This is a genomic window from Streptomyces sp. NPDC037288, from assembly GCF_055603265.1.
In genome coordinates this window covers 40,654-56,218 of sequence record NZ_JBVJVY010000015.1, presented here as the reverse complement: position 1 = coordinate 56,218, position 15,565 = coordinate 40,654, and the positions used below count along the sequence as shown (strand labels likewise).

General features: G+C 72.0%; 13 protein-coding genes. 4 read left to right on the top strand and 9 right to left on the bottom strand.

Going from position 1 to position 15,565, the window contains the following annotated elements; all coding sequences use genetic code 11:
• Positions 1–24: 24 nt before the first annotated feature.
• The 5 genes from ACZ7GZ_RS19200 to ACZ7GZ_RS19180 all read right to left on the bottom strand — a co-directional run bounded on the left by ACZ7GZ_RS19200 (position 25) and on the right by ACZ7GZ_RS19180 (position 5,818).
• On the bottom strand, positions 25–1,284 hold the full coding sequence (locus ACZ7GZ_RS19200) for an NtaA/DmoA family FMN-dependent monooxygenase (protein WP_471025479.1): 1,260 nt from the start codon (positions 1,282–1,284) through the stop codon (positions 25–27).
• Positions 1,281–2,345 (bottom strand): LLM class flavin-dependent oxidoreductase, encoded by a 1,065-nt coding sequence (locus tag ACZ7GZ_RS19195; protein WP_471025476.1) that lies wholly within the window; start codon positions 2,343–2,345, stop codon positions 1,281–1,283. Before ACZ7GZ_RS19195 ends, ACZ7GZ_RS19200 begins: the two co-directional genes overlap by 4 nt.
• 100 nt (positions 2,346–2,445) lie before the next feature.
• Positions 2,446–3,207, bottom strand: coding sequence for an amino acid ABC transporter ATP-binding protein (locus tag ACZ7GZ_RS19190; protein ID WP_471025475.1), 762 nt, complete (start codon positions 3,205–3,207; stop codon positions 2,446–2,448).
• Positions 3,204–4,964 carry an FAD/NAD(P)-binding protein gene (locus ACZ7GZ_RS19185; RefSeq protein ID WP_471025474.1) on the bottom strand — a complete coding sequence of 587 codons (1,761 nt, stop codon included), beginning with the start codon at positions 4,962–4,964 and terminating at the stop codon, positions 3,204–3,206. Before ACZ7GZ_RS19185 ends, ACZ7GZ_RS19190 begins: the two co-directional genes overlap by 4 nt.
• A complete protein-coding gene (locus ACZ7GZ_RS19180; protein ID WP_471025472.1) occupies positions 4,961–5,818 on the bottom strand; it encodes an amino acid ABC transporter permease in 858 nt (285 codons plus the stop codon). The genes ACZ7GZ_RS19185 and ACZ7GZ_RS19180 overlap by 4 nt, the downstream gene beginning before the upstream one ends.
• A gap of 409 nt (positions 5,819–6,227) precedes the next feature.
• On the opposite strand from ACZ7GZ_RS19180, the gene ACZ7GZ_RS19175 reads away from it, so the two are divergent.
• Positions 6,228–7,169 (top strand): ABC transporter substrate-binding protein, encoded by a 942-nt coding sequence (locus ACZ7GZ_RS19175; protein WP_471025470.1) that lies wholly within the window; start codon positions 6,228–6,230, stop codon positions 7,167–7,169.
• Positions 7,170–7,511: 342 nt separating this feature from the next.
• Entirely contained in the window at positions 7,512–7,949 is a 438-nt protein-coding gene (locus ACZ7GZ_RS19170; protein ID WP_351242442.1) for a cell division protein SepF, read from the top strand.
• A gap of 37 nt (positions 7,950–7,986) precedes the next feature.
• Here the strand turns inward: ACZ7GZ_RS19170 and ACZ7GZ_RS19165 are convergent, their stop codons facing one another.
• Together ACZ7GZ_RS19165 and ACZ7GZ_RS19160 are read right to left on the bottom strand one after the other, a co-directional pair.
• On the bottom strand, positions 7,987–9,177 hold the full coding sequence (locus ACZ7GZ_RS19165) for an acyl-CoA dehydrogenase family protein (protein WP_471025468.1): 1,191 nt from the start codon (positions 9,175–9,177) through the stop codon (positions 7,987–7,989).
• Between the two features lie 88 nt (positions 9,178–9,265).
• Complete coding sequence (locus tag ACZ7GZ_RS19160; RefSeq protein ID WP_471025465.1) at positions 9,266–10,885, bottom strand: MFS transporter; 1,620 nt, start codon at positions 10,883–10,885, stop codon at positions 9,266–9,268.
• Between the two features lie 261 nt (positions 10,886–11,146).
• Between ACZ7GZ_RS19160 and ACZ7GZ_RS19155 the strand changes: the two genes are divergently transcribed.
• Entirely contained in the window at positions 11,147–12,466 is a 1,320-nt protein-coding gene (locus tag ACZ7GZ_RS19155; protein WP_471025464.1) for a hypothetical protein, read from the top strand.
• A 237-nt stretch (positions 12,467–12,703) separates the two neighbouring features.
• Positions 12,704–13,732 carry a phosphatase PAP2 family protein gene (locus ACZ7GZ_RS19150; RefSeq protein WP_471025462.1) on the top strand — a complete coding sequence of 343 codons (1,029 nt, stop codon included), beginning with the start codon at positions 12,704–12,706 and terminating at the stop codon, positions 13,730–13,732.
• Positions 13,733–13,928: 196 nt separating this feature from the next.
• Here the strand turns inward: ACZ7GZ_RS19150 and ACZ7GZ_RS19145 are convergent, their stop codons facing one another.
• Complete coding sequence (locus ACZ7GZ_RS19145; RefSeq protein WP_450798906.1) at positions 13,929–14,144, bottom strand: I78 family peptidase inhibitor; 216 nt, start codon at positions 14,142–14,144, stop codon at positions 13,929–13,931.
• Between the two features lie 362 nt (positions 14,145–14,506).
• Positions 14,507–15,547 (bottom strand): helix-turn-helix transcriptional regulator, encoded by a 1,041-nt coding sequence (locus tag ACZ7GZ_RS19140; RefSeq protein WP_471025459.1) that lies wholly within the window; start codon positions 15,545–15,547, stop codon positions 14,507–14,509.
• Positions 15,548–15,565 lie beyond the last annotated feature (18 nt).

Sequence of the window (15,565 nt, the reverse complement as noted above, 5' to 3'; positions counted from 1 at the left end):
GCCACCGGTTCCTTTCATCTGCGCTCAACCCTTCCATACCGGACACGCCAGCCCGAGGTGCGAGCGGAGAGTGCCGCCCTGGTATTCCGCGCGAAGCGCCCCGCGTTCCTGGAGCAGCGGCACCACCCGGTCCACGAACTCCCGCAGCCCGTCCGTGAGCTGCGGGACGAGGACGAAACCGTCCGCGGCTCCCTCCTGGACGTACCGGTCCAGCTCGGCGGCGACGGCGTCGGGCGTGCCGACGAAGGACTGCCCTGCGCTCGCCTCGATCACGGTCTCCCTGATGGACAGCCCCTTCTCCCGCGCGAGCGCACGCCACCGCTCGGCGACCGCCAGGGTCTCGCCGTCCCGGGCCAGCGGGGCGCTCTCGGGCAACGGGCCGTCCGGATCGCAGGCGGACAGGTCGGTCCCCCAGACCCGCTCCAGCGCGAACAGCGCGTAGCGCGGGGTGATCAGCTGCCGACGGATCCCGGCGGCCCGCTCCTGCGCCTCCGCGGCGGTGTCTCCGAGGACGACGGTGACAGCGGGCATGACCTTCAGGTCGTGCGGTGCGCGGCCGTACGCCGCGAGCCGCCGTTGGATGTCGGCGCGGCGGGTGCGGGCCGCCTCCGGCGAGCCGTGCCGGACGAGGTACACGTCGGCCGAGGCCGCGGCCGACTCCCGGGCCTCCCCGGACTCCCCCGCCCGGATGAGCACGGGATGCCCCTGCGGGGAGCGGGGCAGGGCGAACTCGCCCGCGATGTCGAAGCACCGGCCGCGGTACGCGAACGGCCGGGGCGCCCCGTCGGGCGTCCAGGAACCCCACAACTCCCTTACCACGTCCACGACTTCCACCGACCGGGCGCCGGGGGCCGGATGGCCGCCGGGGCGGTGGTTCGCACCGGCGCGGGCGTCCGTCGTGGTCACCGTGTGCCAGGCCGCCCGGCCGGCGCTGAGCTGGTCCAGGGTGGCGAGCCGGCGGGCCAGTTCGTAGGGCTCACCGAAGGCGGTGCTGACGCCGGCGGCGAGGCCCAGCCGGGTGGTGACCGCGGCGAGCGCGTTCAGTACGGCGACCGGTTCCGGCCGGCCCACCGGGTCCAGGTCGTGCGGCCGTCCCCGGTGCTCGGGCAGCCGCAGTTCCTCGGCGAGCAGCAGGAAGTCGAACCGTCCGCGTTCGGCGGTGCGGGCGAGGCGTTCGTAGGAGGCGAACGCGATCTGCGCGCCGGGCCGCTGATCGGTCCACACGGCGGTGTCGCCGGCCGCCGGGAACCGGGCCGCCAGGTGCATCTGCCGTCGTACGGTCATGACGTTCCCCCGGTCACGGCGTACCGGTTGGCGGGCCGGGCCAGGCCCAGGTGCTCGCGCAGGGTGCTGCCCGGATAGAAGGTGCGGAACAGGCCGCGGTGCTGGAGGACCGCCACCGTGCCGTTGACCAGCCGCTCCAGGTCACGGCGCGGCTCGACGGGCACGAGGTGGAAGCCGTCGGTGACACCGTCGGCGTGCCAGCCGGCGACCAGCTCGGCGAGATCCACCGGGCCGCCCCGGTACAGCGGCCCCCGCACGGTCGGCCGCGGGCCGCCGCCACCGTGTCCGGGCTCGGCCGCGTACTCTCCGTCGCCTAGGTCGACCAGCAGGCTCACCAGGGTCCGCAGGGTGTCCGGGTGCCGCCCGGACTCGGCGGCCCGGACGCGCAGTTCGTCGCGTACGGCGGCGGCCTGCGCCGGTGTCGCGGCGCGGATCAGGGCCACGTCCGCGTACCGGGCGGCGACGGTACGGGCCTGGCCCTCGGTGGCGTCTACCACGCGGACGGGGTGGCCCTGCGGCGGCCGGGGCACGGTCGAGGGGCCCCGGACCGAGAAGGCGCCGCCGGTGAAGTCGACGCGGTGCAGCTTGTCCCGGTCCAGGAAGCGGCCGGTCGGCACGTCCCGGATCTCGGCGCCGTCCTCCCAGCTGTCCCACAGCCTCGCGGCCACGTCGGCGACTTCGCCCGCCTCGTCCCACAGCGCCTCGCAGGACTCCGCCGGACGCCGGCCGAAGAGCCGGGCCTCGCCCTCGCCGGCGGACACGTCGATCCGCCAGCCGGCCCGTCCCCGGCTGACCCAGTCCAGCGTCGCCACGGCGGCCTGCACCCGGAAGGGCTCGGTGTGGGTGGTGGTGAGGGTCGGGACCAGGCCGACGCGCCGGGTGGCGGGCGCCGCCCGGGACAGCACGGCGAGCGCGTCGGGGCCGGGCCGGGCGAAGGAGTCGTCCAGCGTCACGAAGTCCAGCCCACCGCGCTCGGCGAGCCGGACCAGCTCGACGTACGGTTCGGCACCGAAGCAGCCCGGCAGGTCGACGGCGGCGGCAAGACACAGCAGTCTGCTCATGCCCGACGCCTCCGCACCCCGTGTTTCGGCCGCGACGGCGAGCAACCACGACGGCGGCGGACGGCGGCGCACACAGCGCACCCCACGGCGGCGCCCATCCTCACAGCACCTTCGCCAGAAACGCCCGAGTCCGCTCCTGACGCGGGGCGCCGAGCACCTCGGCCGGCGGCCCCTGTTCGACGACCCTGCCGTCGGCCATGAACACCACCGTGTCGGCGACCTCACGGGCGAACGCGATCTCGTGCGTGACGACGATCATCGTCGTGCCCTGAGCCGCCAGGTCCCTGATGACGTCGAGGACCTCGCCGACCAGCTCGGGATCGAGGGCCGAGGTCGGCTCGTCGAACAGCAGCAGCTTCGGCTCCAGGGCGAGCGCCCGGGCGATGGCCACCCGTTGCTGCTGTCCGCCGGACAGTTGCCGGGGGTAGGCGTCGGCCTTGTCGCCGAGCCCCACCCGCTCCAGCAGCCGGCGCGCACCCTCCTCCGCCTCCCTCCGGGGCCGTTTCAGCGCGGACACCGGCGCCTCGACGACGTTGTCCAGGACCGTGAGGTGCGCAAAGAGGTTGAAGTTCTGGAAGACGAACCCGATCCGGGTGCGCTGCCGGAGCACCTCGCGCTCGGGCAGCTCGTACAGCTTGTCCCCGGCACGCCGGTACCCCATCAGTGAACCGTCGACGCTGATCTCGCCCCGGTCGGCCTTCTCCAGGTGGTTGACGGTGCGCAGCAACGTGGACTTGCCGGAGCCGGAGGGGCCGACCACGACGGTCACCTCACCGGCGCGTACCTGCAGATCGATGCCCTTGAGGACGTCGAGCGAGCCGAAGCTCTTGTGTACGGACCTGATGTCGACCATGACGCTCATCGCGTGGGTTCCTTCATGTGTGAGGCGCTGAGAAAGGCCAGCGCCGCCCGGGCGGTGGCGTCGTTCTGCCGGAACGCCGCCCCGCCGGTGCGCGGCCGGGTGAAGGCGCCGGGGGTGCGGGCGTCGGTGTAGGGGCCGAGCGCGAAGCGCCGGGGGTGCGGCCGTCCGGCCGCGTCGAGGATCCGGCCGTCGGCGGGAGCGACCCGGAGCAGTCCTTCGGGAGTCTCGGCGGCGCCGTCAGTGTGCAGTTCGCGCAGCAGGCTGTCGCGGGCCCGCCCGACGGCGGGCTCGGGAAGCCGGGCCTCGACCAGCGCGCGGGCCTCGACCGAGAAGCCTGGCACGGTGGGACTGGCGGCCCGGAACACCCCGTCCTCGGCGGTGACGCTCATGCCGGCGCCGACGAACTTCAGCAGCCCGGCCCGGGACAGCGCGAGCATCTGCCGCAGCCGGGGCCCGGGCGGCCCGGACGCCAGGTAGCTGAAGAAGCCGTGCCACCAGGGGCCGGTGTTTCCGAGCCGCACGAGCTGCCCGTAGACGGAGAGCAGCCCGAGGAAGACACCGAGATCCGCACTGTACGAGGCGTCGTGACGGCGGCTCAGGTCCGCCTCGACGTACGCCCGCAAGCCGTCCTGGAAGTCCTCGTGCGAGGCATGGCGCACCCCGTCCAGCGGATGATCGAGTGCGGCGAGGTCGAGCCGGTCGGCCGGGTCCGGCACGGCGGCGGCGACCAGCGCCTGCACCTCGGCGGGGCCGCTCGCGACGGCGTACTTCTCCTCGAAGTCGGCCCAGGCCATCGCCGTTCGCTCGGCGTGGGCGGTGAACAGCCGGTGGTAGTGGGCGAAGCCCAGCTCCTTCTCCACCAGCGGCCACACATCGCGCCGGAACTCGAAGCCGTCCGGGCGGGCCAGCAGGGCGTCCGCCTCGGCCGGGCCGAAGAAGCGGGGCAGCGGGGGCCGTTCGCCGGTCCAGTCGTATCCGATCTTCGAGTGGTACGGCACTCCGCGCCGGGAGCCGACGTAGAGCACCGGCTCCCGCCCCGAGGGAAGGTACGCGTCGCCCTCGTACCGCCCGCCGCGGCCCTCGGTGAGCAGCACCATCAGGTCGACGAAGGCCAGTCCGAAGCCCCGCACGAGGACGGGTTCGCCGGGTCCCAGCGGGGACAGGTCGCTGTCTGCGGTGAAGTCGGGCGGCAGGTGGACCAGGCCGTGTTCGCGGGCGTAGGCGGCCAGCGCGGCCTGCTCGTCGTCGGGTTCGGCGTCGAGGTGGCCGATGGCGAGGACCACCAGGTCGGCGAGGAGGGGACGCGAGCGGCCCGCCAGCCACACCTGCTGGCGGCCCTCGCGCGGGCCGCTGACGCGCAGGGCGCGCCGGGGATGGTGGTGGACGGTGACGTCCGCGGGCAGGGCGGCCACGGCCTGCTCGTACACCCAGCGCAGATAGCGGCCCTGGAGCTGCCGGTCGGCGAAGGTGGTGCCGTCCAGCCCGGCCCACTCGTGCAGGGTGGGGCCCTCGCGCACCGGGCCGTCCATGGCCACCGTCTCGTCGGTGAACATGGTGACGTCCTCGGCGTGCGAGTTCATCCACAGCAGCGGTGACTGGGCCTGGCGCCAGATGCGGCCGCCGCCCGGCGGATGCGGGTCGACGAGATGGATGTCGAGGCCCGTACGGGCGTACAGCTCGGGGGCGTTGGCGGCGATGCGCTCCAGGAGGCCGGTCCCCCGCGGCCCGGCTCCCACGATCACCAGTTGCGGCCTCATCGGGCGTTCTCCGTGCCGCGCGCGTAGTACTTCTCGATGAAGTGCTGGCCGAGGCCGAGCAGCGAGGTGACGACCGCGTACCAGAGGGTCGCGACCATCAGCAGCGGGATGACCTGGTAGGTGCGGTGGTAGACCAACTGGGCGGAGTACAGCAGGTCGTTGACGGCGATGACGCTGACGATCGAGGTGCCCTTGAGGGTGCCGACGAGCATGTTGCCGGCGGGCGGCACGATGGACCGCATGGCCTGTGGCAGCACGATCCGCCACCAGCGCCGCCACCGGCTCAGGCCGAGTGCCTGGGCGGCCTCGGTCTGCCCGCGGTCCACGGAGAGGATGCCGGCCCGGACGACCTCGGCGGCGAAGGCGGCCTCGTGCAGGGTGAGTCCGAGGATCGCGACGGCGACCGGGGTGAGCAGGTTGACGGTCCGCACGCCGAACACCTGCGGGTACAGCGCCCCGATGTTGAACCACAGGAGCAGCTGCACCAGGATCGGGATCGACCGGAACAGCCACACATAGCCCCAACCGACCGCCCGCAGCACGGGGTTGGCGGAGAGCCGGAAGGCGGCGAGCAGGGTGCCGAGGGCGAAGCCGAGGACCATCACGACCGCGGTCAGCCACAGCGTGAGCCACAGTCCGCGCAGGATGGGGTCCGTGGTGAAGTACTCGGCGACGACGTCCCACTGGAACGCCTGGTTGCGCAGGACGGAGTTGACGGCGAGCCCGAGCAGGGCGAGGACGGCGACGGCTGCCGCCCACTGGCCGTACCGGCGCCGCGGGACGATCCGCGGGGCGTGGGAAGGCTCGGGAAGGTCCGCCGTGGTGGGCACTTTGGCGAGGGTGTCGGATGACATGCGAAGGCTCCGTGACGCTTGGTGGAACGTCAGAACACGGTGAGTGCCTTCACACGGAAGCGCCGCGTGGCGCGAGTACGGCCGAGCCCCTCAGCAGGGCCGTCCACCGAGAGTACGCGGGCGTTTCGGTGCACTGTCAAGGTTGTCCGAACTCTGAGCCGTACGTCTCACGTCAGTTGACGCGAAACCGGATGCCTGTTCCACTTGGCCCATGCATCCACAGCAGTGGCTGGTCACGCGCTCCCACATCGACTTCGGTCGCGTGTGGTCCTCTTCCTGTTGAGCTGACCCCCTGCCTGCGCCTGCCCTGTGAGCGGGCGCCCTCGCGTTCTCCCTCTCTTCCTCGCCTTCACACGCGCCCCCTCCCCTCGCGCTCTGCACCCTGTCTGCTCCCAGGAGACCGCCACCGATGCGTACGCGTCTTTTCGCACCTTTTGTCGGCGTTGTGTCCGCCGCCATGCTCCTCACCGCCTGCGGCTCGGGCGGGACGGACCCGTCCGCGGCGGCGGCCAAGTCCGGCGAGGTGCCCACCACGGACATCGTCTCCGGCGAGAGGAGGGACGACACGGCGGCCGGGCTGCTGCCCGCCGGCACCACCCGCCTCACCGTCGCGATCAGCGTCGGCGGCACTCCGCCCGGCACCACCTACCTGTCCGACGGCAAGACACTGACCGGCCAGGACGTCGACTTCACTCGGGCGGTCGCCAAGGTGCTCGGTATCGAACTGAAGGTGGAGCAGGCGAGCTTCGAGGCGATCCTGCCCGCGCTGGACAGCGGCAAGTACGACTTCGGCGCGAGCAACTTCGGCGTCACGGACGAGCGCCGCCGGACCATCGACTTCGTCACCTACGTCAACGACGGCCAGGGCTTCGCCACCCGCAGGGACAGCAGGCTGACGAAGATCACCGACCTGCGGCAACTGTGCGGTCTGAACGTCGCGACCGGCGCCGGCACCACCTTCGAGGCCACGCTGGAGGAGAACACGCACGTGTGCACCGACGCGGGCAAGAAGGCGTACCGGGTGCAGACGTACTCCGAGCAGAGCGCGATCTGGTCGTCCGTCCAGCAGGGCCGCAGCGACATCGTGATGTCCACGATCAACGGCCTGCGTTACGCCGTGGCCCACCAGTCGGGACTGAAGTTCCTGAACGAGTACCACCGCCTGGACGTGGGCTTCGCCTTCAAGAAGGGCACCAAGCTGGCCCCGGCCTTCCAGGCGGCGGTCAACAGACTGCTGGCCGACGGCACGTACGCCAGGATCCTGAAGAAGTGGGGCACGACGGGTTCGGCCGTCAAGAAGTCCCAGATCAGCCCGCCGGAACTGAAGGACCGGGTGGGCCGCCTGGCCTGATCCCCCGTCAGGACCGAGAGGAGAAGCCCGTCATAGTCCGTCACGATGAACACACGGTCTGACGATTCCGCACACGGCGATCCCTCGCGATGTGGTACGAGATTGACGTTCACCCGGACGCACCGATCGTCACCCATCCGCCGCCGACTATCATATTTCACTCTCAGTCAGCAGCCGTATGTGTCAGGACCCTTGGGGCACAAGGACTCTCGACGGATCCTCTGTGCACCAGTACCGTCACAAACCCCCCGCGCGGCGTCTATCCACTTGGCGCGCCGTCCGCATCATGGATGACCATAGGGATGCGGAAAGCAAGAAAGACCGCTGTGAGAGGAGGCGTCCATGGGATCGGTACGCAAGGCGAGTGCGTGGCTCGGCCTCGTCGACGACAACGATGACGAGCGTTACTACGACGACGAGTACTCCGAGGGCACCGAATCCGGGGACGCCTGGGTCACGGACCCCCGGGTGAAGGTGGCCGCGGACACGGCCGAGGAGAAGGGCCGCCGGATCGGCACGGTCACCCCGGACAGCTTCCGGGACGCCCGCGCCATCGGCGAGCTGTTCCGGGACGGCGTCCCGGTCATCATGAACCTCACCGCGATGGAGCCCGCCGACGCCAAGCGCGTGGTGGACTTCGCGGCGGGGCTCATCTTCGGTCTGCGCGGCTCGATCGACCGCGTGTCCAACCGGGTGTTCCTGCTGACGCCCGCCGACACGGAGATCATCAGCGGCGAGGCGTCCGCCCACCGCGAGGACGGCTTCTTCAACCAGAGCTGAGGCAGGGCCGCCCACCGGCCCCGCCTCCTTCGGGGGCTCACCGGAAGGCGTCGAGCCCGGTGAGTGCCTTGCCCAGCACGAGCTGGTGCATCTCGACGGTGCCCTCGTAGGTGAGCACCGACTCGAGGTTCGTCGCGTGCCGCATCACGGGGTACTCCAGGGAGATCCCGTTGGCACCGAGGATCGTCCGCGCCGTACGGCAGATCTCGATGGCCTCGCGGACGTTGTTGAGCTTGCCGAAGCTGACCTGCTCGGGGCGCAGGCGGCCGGCGTCCATCCGCCGCCCGAGATGGTGGGCGAGCAGGATTCCCTTGTGCAGTTCGACCGCCATGTCGGCGAGCTTGGCCTGGGTGAGCTGGAAGCCGCCGATGGGCCGCCCGAACTGCTCCCGCGTCTTCGCGTAGTCGACCGCCGCCTCGAAGCTGCTGCGCGCCGCGCCCATCGCACCCCAGACGATGCCGTACCGGGCGTGGGACAGACAGCTGAGCGGTCCGCGCAGCCCGGTGACCTGCGGCAGTACGGCGGCAGCGGGCAGCCGTACGTCGTCCAGCACGAGTTCGCTGGTGACGGAGGCGCGCAGGGACCACTTGTGCTTGATCTCGGGCGCCGAGAAGCCGGGGCGGTCGGTGGGCACGACGAACCCGCGGATGCCGTCCTCGGTCTGCGCCCAGACGACGGCGACCCCGGCGACCGACCCGTTGGTGATCCACATCTTGCGGCCGTTGAGGACCCAGTCGTCGCCGTCCCGCTTGGCGTGGGTGCGCATGGAGGCGGGGTCGGAGCCGTGGTCGGGCTCGGTCAGCCCGAAGCAGCCGATCACCTCGCCGGCCGCCATGCGCGGCAGCCAGTCCTGCTTCTGCTCCTCGCTGCCGAACCGGTGGATCGCGTACATGGCGAGGGAGCCCTGCACGGAGACCAGGGACCGGATGCCCGAGTCCGCCGCCTCCAGTTCCAGGCAGGCCAGGCCGTACTGCACGGCCGACGCGCCCGCGCAGCCGTAACCGGTCAGGGACATGCCGAGGGCGCCGAGGGAGCCGAGTTCGCGCGCGAGTTCCCGGATGCCGGGCAACTCGCCCTTCTCGTACCAGTCGGCGACGTAGGGCAGGACCCGGTCCGCCGCCCAGGCCCGCACGGTGTCCCGCACGGCCAGGTCTTCCGGTTCCAGCAGGTCGTCGATCCCGAGCGGGTCGGCGGAATCGAAGGGGGGCAACTTCGAGGACGCGGACATGGGACACCCTCCGGCACACGAGAAACTAGCACCGCTAGTTATATTTCGCTGCCGACGTTACGGTGCGGTGTCCCGCACGTCCAGTACGTCAGACGGAGACGTGGGCCTCCGCCACTTCCGCTGCCACTTCCCTCGGCGCGGGCAGCTCCACCGCCGCCGCGGGCTCCCCGCACTGCATGACCCGCGGCAGCCGCAGTGCCATCGCCGCGCCCAGCAACAACAGACCGGCGCTGACCAGCAGCGTCACATGCAGCCCGTGCACGAAGGAGTCCCGCGCGGCCCGGCGCAGCGCCGCCCCGGCCGAACCGCCGAGGCGTCCGGCGATGTCGTAGGCCTCGCCGAGCGAGTGGCCCGCCGCGTCCGAGGCGGGCCGCGGGACGCCCGGCACCGAGCGCAGGCCCGGGGCGTAGGCCGCGTTCATCACGCTGCCGAGCAGCGCGATGCCGATGCCCGCGCCGAGCTGGTACGACGTCTCGCCGATCGCCGCCGCACCGCCGGCCTGGTCCACGGGGGCCTCGCTGAGCATCGACTCGTACGCCCCGAAGAGCGTGGTCTCCAGGCCGAAGCCGAGGAGCACGAAACCGGACAGCAGCAGCGGGGCGTTGTCCGTGCCGCCCATCGCCGTGAGCGTCACGACCGCCGCCGCGGTCAGGCAGAAGCCGAAACCGACCATCCGGCGCGGTCCGAAACGGCGCAGCATCCGCGCGCCCGCCAGGCCCGCCGCCATCGCCGCGATGGTCAGGGGCAGCAGCCTGAGGCCGGTCTGCAGCGGGGAGAGCCCGAGCACCAGTTGCAGGTACTGGGCGGCGACCAGCTCCAGGCCGACGAGCGCGAGCATCGCCAGCACGATGCAGCAAACCGAGGTGCTGAACGCGGGCCGGCGGAACATCCCCAGGTCCACCAGCGGATGCGGGAGCCGCCGCTGCCGCCGCAGGAAGAGGAACAGGAGGGCCGCACCGGCCAGCAGCGGCAGCACGGTGAAGGGGCTCGCCGGCGCCTCGCCGCCGCCCAGCCGCTTCACGCCGAGGACGACACCGAAGAGACCGCCGGCCGCCATCAGAGCACCGACGACATCCCAGGGGCCACCGCGGTCACCGTGGGACTCGGGCAGCAGGATCCGGCCCACCGGGAGGCTGACCAGCATCAGCGGGATGTTCACGAGGAAGACGGCGCCCCACCAGAAGTGCTCCAGCAGGAACCCGCCGAGCAGCGGTCCGACGGCCGCGCCGACGGCGGCCACCGCACTCCATATACCGATGGCGAGCGCGCGCTCGCGCCGGTCGGGGAAGACCTGGCGCAGGATCGACAGGGTCGCCGGCATGATCATGGCGCCGCCGACACCGAGCAGCGCCCGGGCGAGGATGAGCATCTCGGCCGTCTGCGCGAACGCGGCCGCCGCGGAGGCGACACCGAACAGGCCGTAGCCGAGCAGCAGGACGCGTCTGCGCCCGACCCGGTCGCCGAGGGTGCCGAAGAGGATCAGCAGCGAGGCGCAGACCAGCGGATAGACGTCGACGATCCAGAGCAGCTGTATGGCACCGGGCTTGAGGTCCTCGGTGACGGCGGGCACCGCCACGTGCAGGACGGTCGCGTCGAGGGCGACGAGCAGCAGGCTGACGCAGAGGACGACGAGGACGACCCAGCGGTCCGCACCGGCCCCGGCCGGCCGACGGCGCGGCCGTAGGGCAGCCGTGGTCGTCCCGGACATGTACGTACCTCCCAGATGAGCCTCGCGACGGGGCGGACCGACGGGGTGGGGACTCCCTGTCGTACGGCCGGAGAGGAGCGGTCTCTCCGGCCCGCGCAAACCCACGCGGGTGACTCGCCAGCGTACGCGAGTTCGGCACGGGGTCACGTGGCGGACCTCTCACACGCTCGACGGAACCCGTGTGGCGTACGCCACGTCGCTCCCTCTTGACCACGCCCCCGGGGCCCGGTCCGGTTCCCGCGTCGGTCGATAATCGAGTCCGTGACCGATCTCGACACGCGCGCGGCCCCACCTCGCGCCCCACTACTGCGCCGGGCGGTACCGGCCCTCCTGGGCTATGCGGCGGTCCGCGCCCTGGGGCTGGTGGTGCTGGCGGTGTGGAGCGCGGCGCGCGGCAAGAGCGCCTACACCTTGCTGACCGCGCGCTGGGACTCGCTGTGGTACACGCGGGTCGCCGGACTGGGGTACGGCTACGAGGTGCGGCTGCCGAACGGCGACGTGCACTCCAACCTGGCGTTCTTTCCGCTGCTGCCGTGGCTGGAGCGGCTGCTGCACGCGGCCCTGCCGCTGTCGTACGCGGACGCCGGTTTCGTCGTCGGCCTGCTCGCCTCGCTGGCCGCGGCCTGCGGGATCTTCGCGGTCGCCGACCGGGTCCACGGCGCCCGGGTCGGGGTCTGCGCCGTCCTGCTGTGGGCGGTGCTGCCGGTCGGGATCGTGCAGTCGATGGCGTACAGCGAGTCGCTGTTCACGGCGCTGGCGGCCTGGTCGCTGTACGCGCTGCTGACCGGCCGCTGGGTCAGCGCGGGCACGCTGGCCGCGCTGGCGGGGCTGACCCGGCCGGTGGGGGCGGCCGTGGTCGCCGCGGTGTGGGTGGCGGGCGTGATCTCGTTCGTGCGAGACCGGAGCGCGATGCACACACCCAGCGCGTACGACGGTCAACACGCCCCGGCGCACACGCCGAGCGCCGTCGACGGCCACCGCGCCCCAGCGCACACACCCGGCGCACCGCAGGCCACACAACCCCCGGCGCCCACTCCAGGCGCACAGGCCTCTGCGCACACTCCTGGACTCCCGCCGGCCCCCGCCTGGCGGCGTGCACTGGGCATGGCCGTCGCGCCCCTCGGGGCCGCCGGATACGTGCTCTGGGTGGGACAGCGGACCGGCAAGGGGCCGCTCGGATACCTGGACGTGCAGGCCGGATGGCGCAACGGCTTCGACGGCGGCTATGCATTCGCACGCTTCGTGGCCGCCAAGTTCACGTCATTTCCGTCCGCCCTCGCCGGTCTCGGCCTGATCGTCGGGGTCGCCCTGCTGCTGTGGCTCTACCTGACCTGCGTGCGCCGGCGTCAGCCCGTCGAACTGCTGGTGTACACGGGGGTCGTCCTCGCACTCGCCCTGTGCGCGTCGAGCTACTTCGGCTCCAAGCCCCGGCTGCTGCTGCCCGCCTTCCCGGTGCTGCTGCCGCTCGCCTGCGCCCTCGCCCGACTGCGCACGTCCAGATCTGTGCTGGTCACGGGCTTGTTGGCGGTCGCCTCGGCGGTCTATGGGGCCTTCTGGCTGAACGGCTCCGGCCCACCATGATCAACATCGACGGCCGATGACACACCGGATAATTCCGCGCCAGGACCGGGTTAACGCATTCATAAGCGCCATATAAACAACGCCCGGCATGATCAAAGGAATTGAAGAGAACAGCGTCACAGGATTGCGGAATCGCTGGAATTCGGGCCTCGCTTGAGAGGTTTCCCACATCACATCGTCATCACAAAGCCGCTGTTACGACCGGGAACACAGCTCACTCGCTGTAACGTCGATTGGGTGCGTACCGAACGAAACCTCACCCGGCGTCTGGACCGGGTGTTCGCCAGACTCGACCGTGAGCCGGAACGACCGGCCCACATCGATGTGCCAAGGATGAGCCGGCACCGGGTCGTTCTCTTCACGGCGACCCTGGCCTTCTACCTGGCGATCGTGTGGGCCGTGGTGATCACGTCCTGGCTGGTCCGGCTCGACTGGCAGGTCATGTTCTTCCGGCCGTACCAGCAGTGGCCGCAGATCCACGCCTTCCTCGACTACTACGTGGTGCTCGGCCAGCGCGGCCCCACCGCGGTGATGGTCGCGGCCTGGCTGGGCTGGCGCTCCTGGCGGCAGCACACGCTGCGCCCGCTGCTCACCCTGGCCACCTCCCTGCTGCTGCTGAACATGACGGTCGGCGCCGCCAAGCTCGGGATGGGACGCCTCGGTCCGCACTACGCGACCGTGATCGGCTCGAACGAGATGGGCCTGGGCGGCGATATATTTCCCAGCGGCCACACCGCCAACGCGGTGGTGACCTGGGGCATCCTGGCCTATCTGGCCTCCACCCCGAGAGCGCGCCGGTGGCTGTCGGCAGTGTCCGCGATCACGGCTCTGGGCGTCGGCCTCACCACCGTCTACCTCGGTACGCACTGGCTGAGCGACGTCCTGCTGGGCTGGGCCGCGGGCCTGCTGATCCTGCTCGCCCTGCCGTGGTTCGAGCCGCTGATCGCCAAGGCCGAGACCGCGCTGTTCGATCTGCGCGACCGTTTGCGCGCCCGCCGCGGCCGCCCCGTGCCCGAACCGGCCGTCCCGGTCACGCCGGTGGTGCTCAGGCCGCGGGCCACGCCGGCCGAGCAGCCGGCCCCGGCACGCGAGCCGGTCGCCTCGACCCGCGCCTCCAGAGGGCTGGCGCATCTCGCCCCGGGTCCGCACACGACCCGTTCGGAACGCACCCCGGTCACCCCGGCGGGCAGTCGCCGCCCACCGCACGCCGACCACCGCCCACCGCGCGGCACCACCCAGCCGGCCCGCCCGCTGACGGGCGGCTGACGTACGGAACGGCAGGGGGCCCGGTACGCACAGCCGCCCGCCCGCCGCAAGAAGGCCCCGCTTCCCCGGGGAGGGAAGCGGGGCCTTGGCATACCGGGGCGGGACAGCGCCCCCGTAAGGGCCGCGGGGCCGTATCGATCGCGGCCACCGCCGCGTGGGCGCGCCAGCCGCGACGGACCCGCAGCCGGAAGGCCTGCTACCCCTTCCAGGCGCGGGCGACGAGGCCGTCCCGTACCTCGAAGTTCAGCCGCCCCACCCGGTACTCCATGGTGATGATCGCGCCCGGCGGCAGCGACCGCACCGTCGACCACCCCCGCTGCCGAGCGAGCCGCTCGGCGTGCGCGGCGTCGAGGCCGACGTACCCGTCCGGACTGTCCTGGGGCTCCGCTGACGGAGTGGGAATCGGTGCCATGCCGCCACGCTACCGCGCGGCGCAGGGTAAGAGTCCTATCTGCCTCCTGTCACACTTCTGTCACAGCTTCCCGGCCGGCGATTCCCTCGAACTCCGTCACACGTACGGGGGTTTCCCCGGGACTCACCGGGCCCGCCGGACCGAATTCACGCGCCGCGCAGCACCTGTCCGAATTGCCTCGCGGAAAGTACCGCGGCGGGAATCCGGACGGGCCCGGTGCGTGATTCCCCGCGCAATCCGGAGCGAAGCCGGGCCGGTTGACACCGCATAGGAAATCCACGGATTCGGTACATGACCGCCATACGCCCCTCGTCCGAGAGCCCGGCCCCCGCGACGGCCCGGGCGAGAAGTCCGGCACTTCGTCACCCTCTCCCGGATCCGCTCGGAGTCCCCGGCGTTCGGCCTGCATCACCCTCCGTACCCGGGCCGGGCGCCGCGGCCCGGGCCAGAGCCGCATCGAGCCGGTCCCGGATCCTCCTGATCGCCTCGGTCAGCTCGGCGGGCTCGATCACCTCGAACGGGAAGCCGAACATCATGACGTGAACGACCATCACGTCCAGGTTCGCCGCGCCGGAGCGCAGGATGCACGCGTCCGCGCCGTCGGCCTCCAGCGTGCCGGCGGAGGGCGAGATCCGCTCGGCGGCCTCGTGCAGCGGCACCAGCAGCCGTACGGCGCAGTGCGTGGCGTACGCGCGCGTGGAGACGCCCTTGGAAACATAGGCCGCCAGGTCCTCGGCGGGCGGCTCGCGCGGGGTGAAGCGGGGCCCGTGCGGCAGCGTGGGGGTGATCCGGTCGACGCGGAACGTCCGCCAGTCCGCCCGGTCGACGTCCCAGGCGACCAGATACCAGCGCCGCTCGCTGCACACCAGCCGGTGCGGCTCGACGGTCCGCCGGCCGACGGCCCCGTCGTGGTTCCGGTACTCGAAGCGCAGCCGCTCGGCGTCCCGGCACAGGTGGGCGAGTTCGGTGAGCACCGCGGGGTCGACCGGCGTGACCGGCGGGCCGCTTCTCATCATCGGCACGGTGAAGGCGTTGAGGGCGCCCACCCGGCGGCGCAGCCGGTTCGGCAGCACCTGCTCCAGCTTGGCGAGGGCGCGTACGGAGGTCTCGCCGATGCCCTCGATGCCCTGGCCCGCGGCGGTGCGCAGGCCGACGGCCACGGCGACCGCCTCGTCGTCGTCCAGCAGCAGCGGCGGGAGTTCGGCGCCCGCGCCCAGCTGGTAGCCGCCGCCGGTGCCGGGGCTGGCGTTGACCGGGTAGCCCAGCTCGCGCAGCCGGTCCACGTCCCGGCGGACCGTGCGCGGGGTGACGCCGAGCCGGTCGGCGAGTTCGGCGCCGGACCACTCGCGGTGGGCCTGGAGCAGCGAGAGCAGGCGCAGGAGGCGTGCCGAGGTCTCCAACATGGGGCCGAGTGTGCCAGG